The sequence below is a fragment of the Phycicoccus sp. DTK01 genome (assembly GCF_017312765.1).
Taxonomy (GTDB): domain Bacteria; phylum Actinomycetota; class Actinomycetes; order Actinomycetales; family Dermatophilaceae; genus Phycicoccus; species Phycicoccus jejuensis.
Genome location: NZ_BOPU01000016.1, coordinates 1 through 18193, shown reverse-complemented (window position 1 = coordinate 18193; position 18193 = coordinate 1). Strand labels below are relative to the sequence as shown.

The following is an 18193-nucleotide window of genomic DNA, read 5'->3' as shown; positions in this document are numbered from 1 at the left end:
ACCGCCACCACCCTGCACACCGGCACCCACGACACCGACCGCGGCCCCGACACCACCCTCCACCTCACCATCCCCCTGACCGACCTCACCACCACCGACGACACCAGCACCACCGGCGCGAGCACCACCCTCACCGCCCTGGCCGGCACAGCCCGGGGCGCCGGCACCGTGCTCGCCACCACCGCCGACGGCACCCTCCTGCCCCCCGCAACCGTCCGCCGCCTCGGCTGCGACGCCGGCGTCCTGATCCACCTGCTCGGCGCCCGCGGCGAACCCCTCACCCTCACCCGCATCCTGCGCCTCTACACCCGCGGCCAACGCCGACACCTCCTCCTGCGCGACCGCGGCTGCACCTACCCCGGCTGCACCGCCCCCGCCGCCTGGACCCGCGCCCACCACGTCCTGCACTGGGCCGACGGCGGACCCACCGACGTAGCCAACACCGCCCTCCTGTGCCCCCGCCACCACACCCACGTCCACCTTCGACGCCTCTGGGCCATCGTCCGAGCACACCCAGACGACCACGGCCACCACGTCACCTGGGACCTCACCCCCGGCTCCTACGACCGCGCCCTCCACGCCCTTCGCCACCCACCCGACGACCTGACCGGCACGGCAGCCTGAACCCGGTTGCCCGGACCGGATGAGGCACCGCACAGTGGGTGACGTGACCGAGCCGCCGACCCTGTTCCTCACCGTCGGCCTGCCGGGCGTGGGAAGACGACGCGGGCCAAGGCGCTCGCCTCCGTCGCCGCATCCTCCGGCTGACCCCCGACGAGTGGATGGCGCCCCTCTTCGGCGACAGCGACGCCGACGGTCGGCGTGATGTCCTCGAGGGCCGGATGGTGTGGGCCGCTCACGAGGTGCTGCGCAGCGGCGCCGGGGTGGTGCTCGACTTCGGCTGCTGGTCGCCCGAGGAGCGCTACGCCATCCGCGCGATCGCCGAGTCGGCCGGTGGGCGGTTCGTCCTCGAGGTCGTCCGGGCGAGCGAGGAGGAGCGGCGACGACGGGCGCGGCAGCGCTGGCTCGACCACCCCGAGACGACGTTCGAGATGACCGAGGCCGACCACGACCGCTTCCTCGCGGCGGTCCGGCTCCCCGACGACGACGAGCTCGCCGGCGGCCCGCTGCCCGCCCCGCCCGACGGGCACGCGACCTGGCACGGCTGGGCGAGCGAGCGCTGGCCGACCCTCCCCGACCTGTCACCGAGCGACACGGCGGCGACCGGCCCGGACGCATCTCCCTGACGGAGAGCCCGTACACCTCACCCGCGGTCGAGGACGAGCCATCCTCCGTGGTGCTCGGTGACCTCGGCGCGCCACCCCTCTGCGGCCGCACCCCACTCCCGCAGCACCCGCAACGAGACGGCCCACAGGTGCCCGTACTGCTCGCTCGGCGAGTCCTCGAGCGGGACCCCGACGACCACCCGCGACCGGGCCAACCGGCACGCCTCGCGCAGCACCTGGGCCGCGTGGTCCGGCTCGAGGTGCTCGAGCAGGTGGACCGCGAGAACCGTGTCGGCGCTGTCGTCGGGCAGTGGGACGTGGGCCGCGTCGCAGGTCAGCGTCGCGACGTCGACCCCGAAGCGGGGCGCCATCGCACCGAGCAGCCGCATCGTGCCGCCCGAGACGTCCGACGCGGTCACCGCCCGCCCGTCGGCCGCCACGCGCAGCGCGAGGAAGCCGAAGCAGCTCCCCAGCTCGAGCACGGACCGCCCGCTCACCAGGGACTCGGCCCGCGCGTAGACCGGGGCGTAGTCACGGATGCAGCCGTGCCCGGCCGGCGCGGCGTTCGAGTCCGGTCGGGGCTCGGCCCGGGCCGCCGCCCCGACCGCCGCGAGGGTGTTGGCGTAGAACGCCTCCCACGCCACCTCGGGCTCGTCGGCGCACGTCAGCACGACACCGGTGAACACCCGCTCGAAGAGCTCGGCCCCCCGCAGCCAACCCGGCTCGAAGAGCTCGTCCGAGAGCAGCCCGGCGAGGTCGTCGTCGACCTCGCCCAGGCCGAGCCCGTGCTCGACCACGAGGTCCGTCCCGTCGTGGACGAGGTCGAAGTGCGGCGTGCGCACTGCGCCCAGCCGCATCCGGCTGTCCGGACGACGCCGGCGCACCGTCACCACCCCGTCGCGGTAGCAGGACCCCACCACCGGGGCGAGGGCGTCGATGGGTGCGACGGTCACACCAGCACCTCCGCCATCCGGTGCGAGAACGACTCCAGCGCACCGAGGTTGCGCACGACCTCGATGTGGTCGCACGACGGCTCGTACAGCGGCAGGTCGCACCGGCCGAGCGCCCACGAGTAGCGCGGCTCGGGGGTCAGCCACACCACGTGCCGCGCCCGGCGGGCGATCTCCTCGAACGCGCCGACCGCGGGGTCCTTGCCGTTTCCGCGCCCGTCGCCGATGACGACGACGGTCGTGCGCCGGGTGATGGCCGAGCCGTACTCGTCGAGGAACTGGCGCAGCACGCTGCCGTAGTCGCTGTCCGCGTCGACGTCGACGACCCCGCCGTCCGCGCGACCGGCCATCACCATCGCGAGCGCCTGCTGGACGTGGTGGTCGTCGAAGAGGTCGGTGATCTCGGCGACCTCGTCGACGAACGCGAACGAGCGGACCTTCGACGCCACCGACTGCAGCCCGTGGACGAGATGCAGCGCGAACCCCGACGCCGCGCGCACCGACAGCGAGACGTCGCACAGGACGAGCAGCTGGGGCCGGTCCTCCCGCTTGCTCACGAGCACCGGCCGGAAGGGGACGCCGTCGTAGCGCATGTTCGAGCGCATCGTCCGCCGGCTGTCGATGACCCCGCGCCCCGCGACGTGCCGCCGGGGCCGGGGCGCCCCCCGCAGCGCGCGCAGCAGCCGGCGCACGGCCTCCTCGAAGGCGAGCCGGTCCGACTCCGCGAGGACCTCGGCCCGCGCCACGTCGAGCTCGCGCTCCTCGACCTCGGCCTGCGTCGCCATGAGGTGCTCGAGGTGCTGCTTGATCCGTTCCGGCAGCGACGCGAGCAGGGGTGCCAGCTGCTCGCGCAGCCGCGCGACGTCGGGGTCGTCGAGCAGCGCCTCGAGCTCGTCGTCCGGCTCGCCGAGCCAGCTGAGCAGGGCCAGCTCCTCGGCGACGGTCAGCTCGACGTCGAGCTCGGCACCGCGCGCCTGCGTCAACCGCCCGGGGGTTCCCGGGTTGTGCAGCCGGGAGGTCGAGACCTGCACGCGCGCGGCCTCGCCCTGCGGCGTCACGCCGTCCTTGGACAGCACGACCTCGTCGGTCATCGACGCCATGTCGATCTTGTTCGCCTCCTGGTGGAGGTTGTACTGCTGTGCGAGGTCCTCGGGCCGGAAGAACTCCCGGATGTCCTGCGGCGCACCGTGGCTGTGCCCCTGCTGCGGGGTGTCGGAGAGCTCGTCCGAGATGGTCAGCCCGGTCAGCTCGCCCTCGTCGGACAGGTCGTCGTGCGCGTGCCCGTGCCCCTCGGCCTCGGTGACGACGGCCCGCAGCCGGAAGAACCGGTCGAAGACGGCGTCGAACACCTCGAGGTCGCGTCGGTCCTTGACGAGGGTCACCCGCAGCGCCGAGCGCAGCACCTCGCGGTCGGCCATGATGCCCGGCTGCGCCGCCGCCTCGAGCGCGTCGACCGCCTCCGCGACGCTCACCCGCATCCCGTGCAGGCGCAGGAAGCGGATGAACCGGTGCAGCGAGCTCTCCACGACGCCCCGCTAGACCGGTCGCCGCCGGGCGCCGCCGGTGCGGAACGAGCGCTGGCCCTGGCTGCTCGAGACCTTGCGCGGCTCGGCGGGAGCGGCGCTCGGCGAGCCGTAGTACGCCTCGTCGTGCCGGCCGGGCTGGTCCTTGCCGGCCCGCACCTCGCGGCCGTCGGGTCCGTCGGCGCCCCCGGGGTCGTCGTGTGAATGACCGTGACCGTGCCCGTGCCCGTGGCCGTGACCGCGATCGGCCGGCACGGTCTGGTTCGGGTCGACGAGCCGCGGCAGCTCGCGGGTCGCGAGCCCGAGGTCGCGCTCGTACTTCGTCACGACGTTGAGGGTCTCGGCGAGCACCGGCGCCGACAGCTCGGTCACCCCGAGGACGGCGAGGGTGCGGGCCCAGTCGATCGTCTCCGAGATGCTCGGTGCCTTGCGCAGCTCCAGCTCGCGCAGGCCGCGCACGACCCCGACGAGCTGCTCGGCGAGCGCGTCCGCGAGCCCGGTGTCCTTGGAGCGGATGATCTCGAGCTCGCGCTCGGCGCTGGGGTAGTCGAGGAACAGGTGGAGGCAGCGCCGCTTGAGGGCCGCCGAGAGGTCACGGGTGTTGTTCGAGGTGAGGACGACGATGGGCGTCTGCTCGGCGACGAACGTGCCGACCTCGGGCACCGAGACCTGGAACTCGGCGAGCAGCTCGAGGAAGACCGCCTCGAGCGCCTCGTCGGCCCGGTCCACCTCGTCGATGAGGAGGACGACCGGGTCCGGCGACGTGATCGCCTCGAGCAGCGGGCGCGCCACGAGGAAGCGCTCGGAGAAGAACACGCTGTCCTGGGCCGCGATCCGGTCCACCGCCGCGGAGATGTCGGGGGCGTCCTCGACGACCTGCCCGATCTTGTCGCGGAGCATCTGCGTGTAGAGCAGCTGCTTGCCGTAGTCCCACTCGTAGAGGGCCTTGGTCTCGTCCTGCCCCTCGTAGCACTGCAGGCGCAGCAGCCGCCGTCCGGTCGCGGCGGCCACGCTCTGCGCCAGCTGGGTCTTGCCGACTCCCGCCGGCCCCTCGAGCAGCAGCGGCTTGCCCAGCGCCGACTGGAGGAAGGCGGTCGTCGCCAGCCGGTCGTCGGTGAGGTAGCCGACGTCGCGGAGCCGCTCGCGCGCGTCCTCGACGCTCGCGAAGGTCGTCGGGGTGGGGGCGGGGTCGGTGCTCACGGGTGGTGTCCTCCAACGTCGTCGGTGGTGGGCCGTGCCGGGTCGTGCCGTGGGGCCGGCGCCACCCGTCCGCAGCGAGCGCGGTCGGGTGGCGCCGGGGCGTGGGTCACGAGATGAGGTCGTCCAGGTCGCCGTTCATGCAGTGGTCGACGACCGGGCGCACCGTCTCGAAGGTGCACTCCTTGGCGTTGCCCGGGGTGCAGGCGTCACCGAGGACGTGGTTGGTGATGCGGTCGACGTCCGCGTCGTCACCGGTGATGACCTTCGCGTTCTCGTAGAACTTCGTCGGACCCTGTCCGAGACGGTTCTTCGAGTAGCTGTCGGCCGTGACGTCGGTGAACTTCTCGGTGATGCCCACGTCGCGCAGGAGGCGGATGGCCGCCTCGAGCGCGGCGTCCGCGGCCTGCACGTCGGTCATCCCGTAGGTGTCGACGCCCATCGCCTCGGCCATCTCCGCGAACCGCTTGTACTGGGTCGGCATGTTGAAGGCCCAGACCCGCGGCAGCGCGATCGCGTTGTTCAGCCCGTGGTGGGTGTCGTAGAACGCCGACACGGCGTGGCTGATCGAGTGGATGATGCCGAGCCCGCCGGAGTTGAACGCCTGCGCGGCGATGTACTGCGCGTACATCATCCCCTGGCGGCCGGCGAGGTCCTGCCCGTTCCAGACGGCCTGGCGCAGGTTCTCGGCGGTCAGCTTGATGGCCCGCAGCGCGTTGCCGAGCGAGGGCTCGAAGTTGAGCCGCGAGACGTAGGGCTCGCTCGCGTGGGCGAGGACGTCGAACCCGCACTGCGCCGTGTAGTCGACCGGGCAGTCGTAGTAGAGCACCGGGTCGTCGATGGCCAGCGTCGTCACCGACGCGTCGTCGAAGGCGACGTACTTGTGGGGGTTGTCCGGGTCGGTCGTCGTGTCGGTGATGACGTACGCCCACGACGTCTCCGAGCCGGTGCCGGCCGTCGTCGACACCGCGATGTGCGGCGGGTTCTTCGGGTTCTCGGACTTGTTGAAGCCCTCGAACTCGTTGACGTTGCGGCCGTCGTGGGCGACCGCGATGCGCGCCCCCTTGCAGGCGTCGTGCGAGCTGCCGCCACCGATGGACACGAACGAGTCGCACTCGTTGTCCTGGTAGAGCGAGACCGCGTCCATGACGTTGTAGTCCTTGGGGTTGGACTCGACCTTGTCGTACACGACGACCTCGAGGCCGTGGTACTTCATCGACTCCACGATCTTGTGGACGACGTTCGTGCCGCGCAGGCCCGACGTCATCACGAGGGTCTTGCGGAAACCCAGCTTGAGGGCCTCCGGACCGATCATCTCGTGCGCCCCGGGACCCATGAGGGCCCGCGGGAAGGGGTGGAACTCCTTGATGGGGAACGGTTTGAGCAGCTCGTCGACCTGCATCGGACATCCTCCTCGTTGAGGCACTGGGGGTCAGCGGCCTCGACGCTAGGAGCGTGGCGACGGCGTGCATAGACGAGGTCGCGGAAACCGCCCGCCCTGCCCGGGACCCCCCTACCCGGTCCGGCAGGAGGGCACCGACCGGGCGAGGGGTGGGCGCCCCGACGGCGCGTTCCTAGCGTGGTGGGCACGTCCCGTGCCGCGGGTCGTGACCACCGACGATGCTGGAGAGGAGTCGCCATGACCCCCGAGGAGATGGCACAGGAGACCACGGAGGACGAGCGCGACGAGCTGCTCGCCGACACCCTCGTCGAGGACGTGTCCATCGACGGCATGTGCGGCGTCTACTGAGGCCGGCGACGTGCTCGAGCAGTCCTGGGAGCTGAACGGCTCGGTGGCGATCCGCCCCGAGCCGTTCGGCGCCCTGCTCTACGACTTCACCAGCCGCCGGCTCACCTTCCTCAAGGACCCGCGGCTCGTCGCCGTCGTGGAGGGGCTGCAGGCCGCCCCCACCGTGGCCGACGCCCTCGACCGCGCCGGCGTCCCCGCCGCCGACCGCCCCGGCTTCGACGCGGCGCTGCGCCGCCTGGCCGACCAGCGGATGATCACCAGGAGGACCGGATGACCCTCGCCCCCGAGCGCCCCGCCACGACCCCCGCCCCCGGGACCCGGCTCGTCGAGCACTTCGAGCACGGCCTCGACGCCCCCATCTGCCTCACCTGGGAGCTGACCTACGCCTGCAACCTCGCCTGCGTCCACTGCCTCTCGTCGTCGGGCCGCCGCGACCCGCGCGAGCTGACGACGCAGGAGTGCTTCTCGCTCGTCGAGGAGTTCCAGCGGATGAAGGTCTTCTACGTCAACATCGGCGGCGGCGAGCCGACCGTGCGCCCCGACTTCTGGGAGATCGTCGACCACGCCGTGGCCCACGACGTCGGGGTCAAGTTCTCCACCAACGGTTTCCGCATCACCCCCGAGCGCGCCGAGCGCCTCGCGGCCACCGACTACGTCGACGTGCAGGTGTCACTCGACGGCGCCACGCCCGAGGTCAACGACGCCGTCCGCGGCGCCGGCACCTACGACGCGGCGCTGCGCGCGCTGCGCAACCTGCGCGACGCCGGGATGACCGACACGAAGCTGTCGGTCGTCTGCACCCGCGAGAACATCCCGCAGCTCGACCGCTTCAAGGAGATCGCGGACGAGCACGGCGCCGTCCTGCGGCTGACCCGCCTGCGGCCGGCCGGACGCGGGGCCGACGTCTGGAACGACCTGCACCCGCTCGCCGAGCAGCAGCGCGTCCTCTACGACTGGCTCGTCGCCCACGGCGACGGCGTCCTCACCGGCGACTCGTTCTTCCACCTCGCCGCCTTCGGCGACGCCCTGCCCGGGCTCAACCTCTGCGGCGCCGGACGGGTGGTCTGCCTCGTGGACCCCGTGGGCGACGTGTACGCCTGCCCCTTCGCGATCCACGACCGCTTCCTCGCCGGCAACGTCCGCGACGCCGGGTTCGGCAGCGTGTGGCGCGACGCCCCGCTCTTCGCCGACCTCCGCTCGCCCCAGACCGGCGGGGCGTGCACCCGCTGCTCGGCGTACGACGCCTGCCGCGGCGGGTGCATGGCGGCCAAGTTCTTCACCGGCCTGCCGCTCGACGGCCCGGACCCGGAGTGCGTCAAGGGCAACGCCGAGGCCTCCCTGGCCGCGGTCGCCGACGGGGTGCGCCCCGCGCCGAGCCAGGACCACAGCCACCGGGGCCCGGTCCGCAACGCACCGGTCCCGGTGACCATCGCCCGTCGGCCCCCGGCCTCGCCGTGCGACGAGAGCCCGCTGGGTCCGGCCCGGGACGCGCTCCCCGCGGGCTGACGTCGGTGGACCTCGGGACCGCCGCCACCGGCGAGCACCTCGTCGGCGCGACCGTGCTCGTGCCGCTCGGGGCCTGCGAGCAGCACGGAGCGCACCTGGGCCTGGCCACCGACTCGCTCGTCGCGCGGGCCGTCTGCGCGCAGGTCGCGCTCCGGCTGGCGGACCGCGGAGGGAAGCGGCGCGTGGTCGTCGCCCCCACGCTGGAGTACGGGGCGAGCGGCGAGCACGAGGGCTTCGCGGGGACGGTCTCGATCGGCACCGAGGCGTTGCGCCTCGTCCTCGTCGAGCTCGTCCGGTCGGTCCGGCGGTGGTGTGGCCCCGTCGTCCTCGTCACCGGGCACGGCGGCAACGCCGAGGCCGTCGCGAGCGCGACCCGGCGGCTGCGCTGGGAGGGGCACGACGTCGCCTGGACCTCGTGCGCCGAGCCCGGTTGGGACGCCCACGCGGGGCGGGCCGAGACCTCGCTGGCCCTCGCCGTCGCCCCGAGGTCGGTGCGCCCCGACCGGGCCGTCGCAGGGGCCCTCGACCCCCTGCCGGAGCTGCTCCCCCGGCTGCGCGCGGGCGGAGTCGCGGCGGTCACCCCCACCGGGGTCCTCGGCGACCCGCGCGGCGCGAGCGCCGCCGAGGGCCGTGAGCACCTCGCCGCCCTCGCCGCACGGGTCACCGCCCAGGTGCTCGCGGGCGACGTCGACGAGCACGGCCGCCTCGTCCGGCCCGAGACCGCGGGGGTGCCGGGATGACGGGCCGCGTCGCGGTGGTCGCGGGGGGTGGCCGGGGCATCGGCGCGGCGGTCGCGCGCCGGCTGCGCGCCGCCGGACCGGTCACCGTCCTCGACGCCTTCGACGGGGAGACCCTCGGCTACCGGCACGCGACCTCGTCGGACCGCACCGCCCTGACCGACGACGGCATCCCCTGCCGGGAGGTCGACCTGCGCGACCTCGACGCCACGCGCGCGGCCGTCGACGCCGTCGCCGCGCAGCACGACGGCCTCGACGTCGCGGTGGCCTGTGCCTCGGCCATCGCCGGCGGGACGCCGTTGTGGGAGACCGACATCGCCGTCCGGGACGGGCTGCTCGCCGCCGACGCGGCCACCGCCTGGAACCTCGCGAGCGCAGCGGTCCCCCACCTCCTGCGCCGGCCCGCCGGGGCCCGGCCCACGGTCGTCGTCCTCACCTCCGCCGCCGGGGCCCACGGCCTCTACGGGCTGTCGGCCTACGTCGTCGCCAAGCACGCCGCCACCGGTGTCGTGCGGGCCCTCGCCGCGGACCTCGTCGGCACCGGTGTCACCGCCGTCGGCGTGGCCCCCGGGGCCACGGACTCCCCGATGCTCGCCGCCACGGCCCGCCTCTACGGGATGGACGACGCGCAGCCGCTCGCCGAGCACCAGGCGGCGCGCCGCCCGCTCGACCCCGACGAGGTCGCCGCCGTCGTCGAGCTCGCCTCCAGCGCCGGTACCGTGCTGCACGGCGCCGTGCTCGACGCCGACGGGGGGTTCGGCCGTGGCTGACCTCCCTCGTGGGTTCCGGGTGCGGCTCGCCGACGACGCGCACCGGTGCGACGACGGCCGCACGCTCTTCGGGGGATCCTCCGGCCGGCTCGTCCACCTGCGCCCCGCCGCCCTGCGCCGCATCGACGACGCCGGCGTCCTCGCCGTCGAGGACCCGACCTCGGCGAGGGTCGCGCGGATGCTGCTGGACCGCGGTCTCGCCCACCCGTGGTGGAACGGCAGCCGCCCGGCGACGTGCGGCGACGTCACGGTCGTCGTCCCGGTGCTCGACCGCCCGGACGCCCTCGACCGGCTGCTCGGCGGCCTGCCGGGCACCACCGTCGTCGTCGTCGACGACGGCTCCACCGACCCGGCGTCGATCGTCGAGGTCTGCCGCCGGCACGCCGCCCGCTACGTCCGCCACCCGGAGCGCCGGGGCCCCGCCGCCGCCCGCAACACGGGGCTGCGCACCGCGACGAGCCCCGTCGTCGCCTTCGTCGACTCCGACGTCGTGCTCGACGTCCAGTCTCTTGCCGCCCTCCGACGCCATCTCGAGGACCCGGGGGTCGCTCTCGTGGCCCCCCGGGTCCTCGGGCTGGACGACGGCCGCGGGGTCCTCGCGCGCTACGAGGCCGCGCGCTCCTCGCTCGACCTCGGTGCGTCACCGGCCCGCGTCCACCCGCACGGGCGGGTGTCCTACGTCCCGAGCGCCGTGCTCCTCGCCCGGCGGGACGCGCTCGGCGCCGGGTTCGACGAGTCCCTCGAGGTCGCGGAGGACGTCGACCTCGTGTGGCGGGTCGCCCGCGACCACGACGTCCGCTACGACCCGTCCGTCGTCGTCCGCCACGAGCACCGGACGACCACACGGGCCTGGCTGTCGCGCAAGGCCTTCTACGGCACCGGGGCCGCGCTGCTCGCCGCCCGCCACGGGGAGGCCGTCTCTCCGGCGGTCCTCGCGCCCTGGTCGGCGGTCGCCGCCGGCGCCCTCCTCGCGCAGCGGCGGTGGAGCATCCCGGTCGCCCTCGCCGCGAGCGCCGTCGCCGAGGTGACGCTCGCCCGCCGCCTGCGGGGCAGCGACCACCCGCACCGGGCCGCCGTCGCGGTGCTCGGGGTCGCCCTGCACGCCACGCTCACCCAGACCACCGCCCTCGTCGTGCGCCACCACTGGCCGCTGACCGCGGCCCTCCTGCCCTTCTCGCGGCGCACCCGCCGCGTGGCCCTGGCCGCGGCCGTCGTCGACGGCGTGCTCGACCACCGTCGGGTGCGCCCCGACCTCGACGTCGCGCGCTACACCGCGCTCCGCCGCGCCGAGGACCTCGCCTACGGCGCGGGCCTGTGGGCCGGCTGCCTGCGCGCACGCTCCCCCCGAGCCCTCCTCCCCGTCCTCCGGCACCGGCCGGCCCGCACTCCCATCCCCTCCGAGAGGTCACAGTCATGAGCAGCAACGGATGGTTCGAGACCGTCGCCGAGGCCCAGCGGCGCGCCGAGAAGCGCCTGCCGCGCTCGGTCTACAAGGCCCTGCTCGCCGGGTCCGAGCGCGGCCTCACCTACGAGGACAACATCGCCGCCTTCTCCGAGCTCGGCTTCGCCCCGCACATCGCGGGGGGCAGCGCCGAGCGGTCCCTCGGCACCCACGTCATGGGGATGGACCTCGCGCTGCCGGTCATCATCTCCCCCACCGGGGTCCAGGCCGTCCACCCGGAGGGCGAGGTCGCCGTCGCCCGGGCGGCCGCGGCGCGCGGCACCGCGGTCGGCCTCAGCTCCTTCGGCTCGAGCCCGATCGAGGAGGTCGTCGCCGCCAACGACCGCACGCTGTTCCAGATCTACTGGTCGGGCGGCCGCGACACGATGACCGAGCGGCTCGAGCGGGCTCGCTCGGCCGGCGCCAAGGGTGTCATCGCGACCCTGGACTGGACCTTCTCGCACGGCCGCGACTGGGGCAGCCCCACCATCCCCGAGGCGCTCACCCCGAGGGCCATGCTGTCCTTCGCCCCCGAGGTCGTCCGCAAGCCGCGCTGGCTGCTCGACTTCGTCCGCTCCGGCGCCCTGCCCGACCTGACGACCCCGAACATGGCGCCCCGCGGGCAGAAGGGGCCGACGTTCTTCGGCGCCTACGGCGAGTGGATGACGACGCCGCCGCCCTCGTGGGAGGACATCTCGTGGCTGCGCGAGACGTGGGGCGGCCCCTTCATGGTCAAGGGCATCTGCCGGGTCGACGACGCCCGGCGCGCCGTCGACGCCGGGGCCACGGCCATCTCGGTCTCGACGCACGGCGGCAACAACCTCGACGGCATCCCGGGCGCGATCCGGATGCTCCCCGGCATCGCCGACGCGGTCGGCGACCAGGTCGAGGTCGTCTTCGACTCCGGCATCCGGCGCGGCGGCGACGTCGTCAAGGCCCTGGCCCTCGGCGCGAAGGCCGTGATGATCGGGCGCGCCTACCTGTGGGGCCTCGCCGCGAACGGGCAGGCCGGGGTCGAGAACGTCCTCGACATCCTCTCGGGCGGGGTCTCCTCCGCCCTGCTCGGGCTCGGCCGCAGCTCCGTCCAGGAGCTGAGCCGCGACGACATCCTCGTCCCGGAGGGGTTCACCCGCACGCTCGGCGCCACCGAGGTGCCACGCTGACCGGGTGAAGCAGTTCCTCCTCGGTGTCCTGACGACCCTCGTCGTGCTCGCCCTCGGTGTGCTCGTCCTCGGGCGCTCGCTCGGCTCGGGGGCCACCCCGGTCGCCCTGCCTTCCCCGCCTCCGTCGGGGGTCCGGGTGCCGCCCCCGGGCGACCTCGGCCCCGACGAGACCTGGCTCGGGGCGGTGCAGCTCGACAGCCGCGAGGTCGTCGCGGCGGAGGGCGACCTCGTCGACGTCGACGCCACCGGCACCGGTGTGCGGTTCGGCCCCGACGGGCTGCGGGCCGCGACGCTCGCGGTGCGGGCCACCGTGCCGTTCGAGACCGTCGCCGACCAGGTGGGCGACGGGACCCGGCTGTACGCCGCCGGCGGCGGGCGGGCCGGGGTCGAGCGGCAGGTCACGGTCCTCGGCCGCGACCTGCTGGTGCGCGCCACCGGCGCCGTGCGCGCCGAGGGCGGGCTGCTCGTCCTCGAGCCCGAGACCGTCGACGTCGGCGCCCCCGGCCCCGTGGACGCGGCCCTCGGAGCGGCGGCGCGCCGCCTCGTGACGATCCGGACGCCGGTGGCCGGCCTGCCCGACGGGATGGTCCTGCGGGAGGTCGGGGTCGGCGGCGCCGGGTTCGCCGTCCGGCTGGACGGCCGCGACGTCGCGCTCGGGCGCTGACCGGGCGGCCACCCCGGGCCCGCACCCTCCGCGCGCGGACGGGTCCGCCGCCTCCCGCGCGGGAGGTGGCGGACCCGTCGTCGTCGGTCCCGGCTGACGCGCCCGGTCAGGGCGCCTCGGAGGTCACCGTCGTCTCGTGCGTGCGGACGTCGTAGAGGAACGTCGTCCGGGCGCCGTCGACCGGCACGGTGAGCGACATGTTCGGGCCGCCCGGCACGCCGCCGTCACCGTAGTTGGTGTCCCACGAGAGGTCGTGCGCGATCTTGAACTCGTAGGTCCCGGCGGGGATCCCGGTGAGCGTCAGCGCGTACACGCCGTCCCCGTCCGGGTCCTGGAGCCAGGGCCGCAGGCAGTCGGCCGCCCAGTCCCCGGCGCAGCCGAGCTCGGACTGGAACGAGCCACCGGCCACGACGATCGGACCCTGCTCGTCGGACGTCGCCCAGTGCGTCGCCGGGTCGTAGTAGAACGTGACCTTCCCGTCCGTCGTCTCGACGTCGATGTTCGCCCCGTCGCGGACGCCACCGGCGCCGTAGTTCTCGGTCCACGCCTTGTCGAGCGCGGCCTTGTACGAGTACGGACCGACGGGCAGGTCGACCGTCTTCTTCCAGATCCCGTCCGTGGTGTCGAGGCTCGCCTGCGCCTGGTCGCAGTCGGGCAGCCAGTCCGCCACACAGCCCATCTCGCTGTTGAGCGTGCCGGCGAAGGCCACGGTGCCCGGCTGGGTCGCGGGACGGTCGCCGTTCTGCGGCACCGTCGCCGACGGCGGCTGCGCCGTCACGGCCCACCCGCTGTCGGCCGCCACGCGACCGGCCGCGTCCTTGACGACGGCGCGGTACTCGAGCGGGGTGCCGACGGACATCGCGCTGACGTCGTGGAAGACGCGGAACGGCGCGTTGTCGTCGGTCCCGAGGAGCGTCCAGTCGCGGGTGCCGACGGGCCGGTACGAGAACGTCACCTGGCTGAAGGTGCCGGACTCCACGTCAGCGGCGACCTCGGTGCGCCCGCTGACGCCGGTCCCGTCGAGACCGACCGTGACCTTCGGGGCGGCGACCCGGGTGTCGACCGGGGACGAGGCCCGCCACACGGCGACGGTGAGCGGCGGGACGGTCACCGTGACCGAGCCGTCGGTGCTCGTGCGCAGCGTGCTCTTCGTGCCGTACAGCGGCTGGAAGCGGCTGCGGCTGGTCCAGGTGTCGAACGTCGCCGACTTGGCGGTCGTGCCGTTGTTGGCGACGACGAGGTACTCGCGCGGCGCCTTGTCGCCGTGCCGCTTGTCGTCGTGCCGCTTGTCGTCGCGCTTCCCGTGGTCGTCCCGCCCGTCGCCCGACCCGACGCGCGAGACCGCGAAGAGGCCGGCGCCCTCGTCGGCGTAGCGCTGCACCTGCGCGCCGTCGGCGAGGACCGGGTGCTTGGCCCGCAGGCGGGCGAGGTCGGAGAGGTGGCGGTAGATGGGGTGCTTCGTCGAGTAGCGGTCGCGCGAGCCGGGCTTCCCGGCGAGGACGGCCTCGTCGTTGTAGACCTGCGTCTTGCTCGCGAACATGTCCTGGCGCGCCAGCTGGTCACCGCCGGTCCCGATGAAGCCCTGCTCGTCGCCGTAGTAGGTGACCGGGTTGCCGCGCATCGTGTACATGAGCGAGTCGGCGAACAGGACGCGCTTCAGCAGCTCCGCGTCGTCCTTCGCCGCGCCCTTGAGGAACATGGCGACGCGGCCCATGTCGTGGTTCCCGAGGAAGGTCGGCAGCTGGTAGGCGTTGCTGTCGGCGTCGGTGTAGTAGTCGTCCTTGGCGAAGAAGTCGGCGAGGACGTTCGCCGGGTTGCCCTTGGCGAAGTCGACGCCCTGCTGCTGGAAGCCGAAGTCGAGCGTCGCCTGCAGCTTGCCGGCGGTCGTGTACTCGGACATCACGGCGGGGTTGCCGTCGTAGACCTCGCCGAAGGCGAAGAAGTCCTTGTTCCGGATGCGCTGGGCCTCACCGAGGATGTCCGGGATGAACTTCTGCCAGAACTCGAGGTTCACGTGCTTGACGGTGTCGATGCGGAAGCCGTCGATGCCGAAGTCGACCCACTGCTTGTAGATGTCGCCCATCCCGTCGACGACCTCGGGTCGCTCGGTGAACAGGTCGTCCAGGCCGATGAAGTCGCCGTAGGTCGAGGACTCGCCGGCGAAGGTCGAGTCGCCGCGGTTGTGGTACATCGTCACGTCGTTGAGCCACGCCGGGGTCTTGGCCTTCTCGTCACCCGGGTGCAGGAACGGGGTGTACGGGAAGGAGACCTGCGGGTCAAGCGTCGGGAAGGCCTGGTTGACGTACTCGCGGTCGTCGAAGGCGGTCCCGTCCGCGGTCTTGTACGGGAAGGCCTTCTTCGTGCGGTAGGTGTACTGGCCCTCGCGGTAGTCGATGACGTCGGCGGTGTGGTTGGTGATGATGTCGAAGAAGACCTTCATCCCCTTCTTGTGCGCCGCGTCGATGAGCTTCTTCATCTCGGCGTTGGTGCCGAGGTGCGGGTCGATCTTCGTGAAGTCGGTGATCCAGTAGCCGTGGTAGCCGGCGCTCTCCTCGCCGGGCTTGCCCTGGACCGGCTTGTTCGTGAAGCTCGGCGTCAGCCAGATCGCCGTCGTGCCCATGCCCTTGATGTAGTCGAGCTTCTGGGTCAGGCCCTTGAGGTCGCCACCGTGGTAGAAGCCCTTGCTCGTCGGGTCGAAACCGGTGGTCAGCGGGCCACCGGTCAGGCCACCGCGGTCGTTGCGGGTCGAGCCGTTGGCGAAACGGTCCGCCATGACGAAGTAGAACCGCTCGCGCGTCAGGCTCGAGCGCAGCGAGTCGCCGGCCCGGCGCCGGTCCTCGCGGGTCGCGGTGCCCGCGAGGTCGACGGGGGTCATCGAGATCGCGTGGGTGGCGTCGTCGTAGGTGAAGCGGAGGCGGGCGTCGCCCTCGAGGACGAGCGGCACGTTGGGTCCGTTGCTCACCCCGCCGGCGCCGTAGTTCTCGTCCCAGCCGTCGTCGACGGCGACCTTCCACTGGTAGGTGCCGGCCGGCACGCGGAAGGTGGCGCTCCAGAGGTCGGTGCTCCCCTCCCGGGTCAGCTCGGTGGCGTCGCAGGCGGGCGCCCAGTCCTCCGCGCAGCCGAGCTCGCTCTGCAGGTCGCCGACGAGGGCGACGGAGCGGTCGGCGGCGGAGGCCGGGACGGCGGCCAGGAGGCCTGGTGTCCCCAGGACCAGGGCCGTCGCGACGACGGTGGACAGGCGGCGATGGGCTCGGGGCATCGTTGCTCCTCGGGTGGCGGACGGTGGTCCCGTCCGGCGCGGGCTCTCCGACCAGTGAACCTAGATGCGTAAACGCTTTACATGAAGGGGGCGGGACCGTCCTGACCAAGTCTTTACCCTTCGCCCCGAGGGCTCCCGCCTCAGCGCTGCCGCTGTACCCGGCCCTCGTCCCAGACCGGCTCGCCGGCCTCGACGACACGACCGTCCTGGCGGAAGACGAGGAACCGGTCGAGGCCGCGGGCGAACCAGCGGTCGTGCGTCACGACGACCACGGTGCCCTCGAAGGCCGCCAAGGCGTCCTCGAGCGCCTCGGCGGAGTGCAGGTCGAGGTTGTCCGTCGGCTCGTCGAGCAGGAGCAACGTCGCGCCGGACAGCTCGAGGAGGAGGATCTGCAGGCGCGCCTGCTGGCCACCCGAGAGAGCGTCGAAGGTCTGCTCGGCCGCGGCGGCGAGCCCGTAGCGGTCGAGCGCGCGGGCGGCGAGGTCCCGGGGCATCCCCGCCCGGTGCTCGTCACCTCGGTGGAGGATCTCCAGCAGCGTGCGCCCGTGGAGCGTCACGTGGTCGTGGGTCTGCGCGAACCAGCCGGGTCGCACCCGGCTGCCGAGGACGACGCGGCCGGCGTGCTCGACGGGCGCCGGCCGGATGTCCCCGACGGGCTCGTGCTCGCGCTCGGGGTCGGTGCCGCCCGCCGCCAGCAGGCGCAGGAAGTGCGACTTGCCGGAGCCGTTGCTCCCGAGCACACCCACCCGCTCCCCGAACCAGAGCTCGGTGTCGAAGGGCTCGACGAGCCGCTCACCGCCGACCCGCAGCTCGAGCCCCGTCGCGACGACGGCCCGCTTCGCGGTGCGGCCACCGGTCAGGCGCATCGACACCTTCTGGCGCAGGGGGACGGCCTCGGGCGGACCGGCCTCCTCGAACCGGCGCAGACGGGTCTCGGCGGCCTGGAGGCGCGCGGCCATGTCGGAGTTGTAGGCGGCCTTCTGCCGGTACATGACGACGAGGGCCTTGAGCTTCGCGTGCTCCTCGTCCCACCGACGCCGCAGCTCGTCGAGCCGGGCGTTGCGCTCCTCGCGGGCGACGTCGTAGGTCCCGAACCGCCCGGGGTGCACCCAGGCGGTGTTGCCGCCGCGGCCCTGCTCGAGGGTGACGATGCGGGTCGCGACCCGGTCGAGCAGCTCGCGGTCGTGGCTGACGAACAGGACGGTCTTCGGGGAGGCGACGAGCTGCTCCTCGAGCCAGCGCTTGGCCGGCACGTCGAGGTAGTTGTCCGGCTCGTCGAGGACGAGGACCTCCTCCGGGCCGCGGAGCAGGGCCTCGAGGACGAGGCGCTTCTGCTCCCCGCCGGAGAGGGTCGAGACCGGCCGCCACTGGGCCCGCTCGTAGGGAACCCCGAGCGCCGCGACGGTGCAGACGTCCCAGAGCGTCTCCCACTCGTAGCCGCCGGCGTCGCCCCAGTCGACGAGGGCCTGGGCGTAGTCGAGCTGGTCCTGCTCGCTCTCGCGCTCCATCATCGCGAGCTCCGTGCGTTCCACCTCGGCGGCCGCGGCGCGGATGGCGTCCGGAGCCACCGAGACGAGGAGGTCCTTGACGCTCGAGCCGTCGCGGACCTTGCCGATGAACTGCCGCATCACCCCGAGGCCCCCGCTGCGGGTGACTACACCGTCCTGTGCGACGAGGTCCCCGGCGAGGATGCGCAGCAGCGTCGTCTTGCCGGTGCCGTTGGGCCCGACGAGCGCGACCTTGGCGCCCTCCCCCACCCGCAGGCTGACCTCCCGCAGGAGGGGTCGTCCGTCCGGGAGGGCGTAGCCGACGCCGGCGATGTCGAGGTGTCCCACACCCCCATGCTCCCAAGTGCGGCCCGCGAGGGCACCCGCTTTTCCGGCCACCGCGGCGGCCCACCCCCGGAAACCGAGAAAGGGCCCACCATCGCTGGTGGGCCCTTTCTGGAATGGTTGTCCGGCTGCGTCCTACTCTCCCACACCGTCACCAGTGCAGTACCATCGGCGC

General features: G+C 73.5%; 16 protein-coding genes. 10 read left to right on the top strand and 6 right to left on the bottom strand.

The annotated features are described in order from the left end of the window. Positions 1-624: HNH endonuclease signature motif containing protein (locus tag J3473_RS19155; protein WP_207025397.1), on the top strand; the 624-nt coding region annotated here is incomplete at its 5' end. 131 nt (positions 625-755) lie between these two features. After that, positions 756-1247: an AAA family ATPase gene (locus tag J3473_RS19150; protein ID WP_306790200.1), complete on the top strand. Its 492-nt coding sequence runs from the start codon at positions 756-758 to the stop codon at positions 1245-1247. A gap of 17 nt (positions 1248-1264) precedes the next feature. Here J3473_RS19150 and mftM read toward each other — a convergent pair whose 3' ends face one another. The 4 genes from mftM to mdo form a co-directional block, all read right to left on the bottom strand. Then, positions 1265-2179, bottom strand: a complete 915-nt coding sequence (gene mftM, locus J3473_RS19145; RefSeq protein ID WP_207025395.1) for a mycofactocin oligosaccharide methyltransferase MftM — start codon at positions 2177-2179, stop codon at positions 1265-1267. Continuing rightward, positions 2176-3702 (bottom strand): VWA domain-containing protein, encoded by a 1527-nt coding sequence (locus J3473_RS19140; RefSeq protein WP_030529734.1) that lies wholly within the window; start codon positions 3700-3702, stop codon positions 2176-2178. Before J3473_RS19140 ends, mftM begins: the two co-directional genes overlap by 4 nt. Before the next feature lie 9 nt (positions 3703-3711). Continuing rightward, a complete protein-coding gene (locus J3473_RS19135) occupies positions 3712-4899 on the bottom strand; it encodes a MoxR family ATPase (RefSeq protein ID WP_207025394.1) in 1188 nt (395 codons plus the stop codon). Positions 4900-5005: 106 nt separating this feature from the next. Then, on the bottom strand, positions 5006-6298 hold the full coding sequence (gene mdo, locus J3473_RS19130; RefSeq protein WP_207025393.1) for an NDMA-dependent methanol dehydrogenase: 1293 nt from the start codon (positions 6296-6298) through the stop codon (positions 5006-5008). A gap of 237 nt (positions 6299-6535) precedes the next feature. On the opposite strand from mdo, the gene mftA reads away from it, so the two are divergent. From mftA to J3473_RS19090, 8 genes are read left to right on the top strand one after another with little or no spacing between them, the layout of a single operon-like run. Beyond that, the gene (gene mftA / locus J3473_RS19125; protein ID WP_030529737.1) at positions 6536-6646 is read left to right on the top strand and encodes a mycofactocin precursor MftA; all 111 of its coding nucleotides are present in this window, start codon (positions 6536-6538) and stop codon (positions 6644-6646) included. Between the two features lie 10 nt (positions 6647-6656). After that, a complete protein-coding gene (gene mftB / locus J3473_RS19120) occupies positions 6657-6920 on the top strand; it encodes a mycofactocin biosynthesis chaperone MftB (RefSeq protein WP_030529738.1) in 264 nt (87 codons plus the stop codon). Beyond that, on the top strand, positions 6917-8152 hold the full coding sequence (gene mftC / locus J3473_RS19115; RefSeq protein WP_207025392.1) for a mycofactocin radical SAM maturase: 1236 nt from the start codon (positions 6917-6919) through the stop codon (positions 8150-8152). Before mftB ends, mftC begins: the two co-directional genes overlap by 4 nt. A gap of 5 nt (positions 8153-8157) precedes the next feature. Further along, a complete protein-coding gene (gene mftE / locus J3473_RS19110) occupies positions 8158-8892 on the top strand; it encodes a mycofactocin biosynthesis peptidyl-dipeptidase MftE (protein WP_242525973.1) in 735 nt (244 codons plus the stop codon). Then, positions 8889-9659: a mycofactocin-coupled SDR family oxidoreductase gene (locus J3473_RS19105; RefSeq protein ID WP_207025391.1), complete on the top strand. Its 771-nt coding sequence runs from the start codon at positions 8889-8891 to the stop codon at positions 9657-9659. The genes mftE and J3473_RS19105 overlap by 4 nt, the downstream gene beginning before the upstream one ends. Next, positions 9652-11076, top strand: coding sequence for a mycofactocin biosynthesis glycosyltransferase MftF (gene mftF, locus J3473_RS19100; protein WP_207025390.1), 1425 nt, complete (start codon positions 9652-9654; stop codon positions 11074-11076). The genes J3473_RS19105 and mftF overlap by 8 nt, the downstream gene beginning before the upstream one ends. Beyond that, entirely contained in the window at positions 11073-12263 is a 1191-nt protein-coding gene (mftD, locus tag J3473_RS19095; RefSeq protein ID WP_207025389.1) for a pre-mycofactocin synthase MftD, read from the top strand. The genes mftF and mftD overlap by 4 nt, the downstream gene beginning before the upstream one ends. Positions 12264-12267: 4 nt before the next feature. Continuing rightward, positions 12268-12927, top strand: a complete 660-nt coding sequence (locus J3473_RS19090; RefSeq protein ID WP_207025388.1) for an LmeA family phospholipid-binding protein — start codon at positions 12268-12270, stop codon at positions 12925-12927. 106 nt (positions 12928-13033) lie between these two features. Here the strand turns inward: J3473_RS19090 and J3473_RS19085 are convergent, their stop codons facing one another. Then, the gene (locus tag J3473_RS19085) at positions 13034-16186 is read right to left on the bottom strand and encodes an alpha-amylase family glycosyl hydrolase (protein ID WP_207025387.1); all 3153 of its coding nucleotides are present in this window, start codon (positions 16184-16186) and stop codon (positions 13034-13036) included. Positions 16187-16326: 140 nt separating this feature from the next. After that, positions 16327-18021, bottom strand: a complete 1695-nt coding sequence (locus tag J3473_RS19080) for an ABC-F family ATP-binding cassette domain-containing protein (protein ID WP_207025386.1) — start codon at positions 18019-18021, stop codon at positions 16327-16329. Positions 18022-18193 lie beyond the last annotated feature (172 nt).

Bases quoted from the DNA above. Each gene is read 5' to 3' on its own strand.
- mdo (WP_207025393.1), bottom strand. From the start codon at position 6,298: ATGCAGGTCGACGAGCTGCTCAAACCGTTCCCCATCAAGGAGTTCCAC.
- mftA (WP_030529737.1), top strand. From the start codon at position 6,536: ATGACCCCCGAGGAGATGGCACAGGAGACCACGGAGGACGAGCGCGAC.
- mftD (WP_207025389.1), top strand. From the start codon at position 11,073: ATGAGCAGCAACGGATGGTTCGAGACCGTCGCCGAGGCCCAGCGGCGC.
- J3473_RS19105 (WP_207025391.1), top strand. From the start codon at position 8,889: ATGACGGGCCGCGTCGCGGTGGTCGCGGGGGGTGGCCGGGGCATCGGC.
- mftC (WP_207025392.1), top strand. From the start codon at position 6,917: ATGACCCTCGCCCCCGAGCGCCCCGCCACGACCCCCGCCCCCGGGACC.
- J3473_RS19085 (WP_207025387.1), bottom strand. From the start codon at position 16,186: ATGCCCCGAGCCCATCGCCGCCTGTCCACCGTCGTCGCGACGGCCCTG.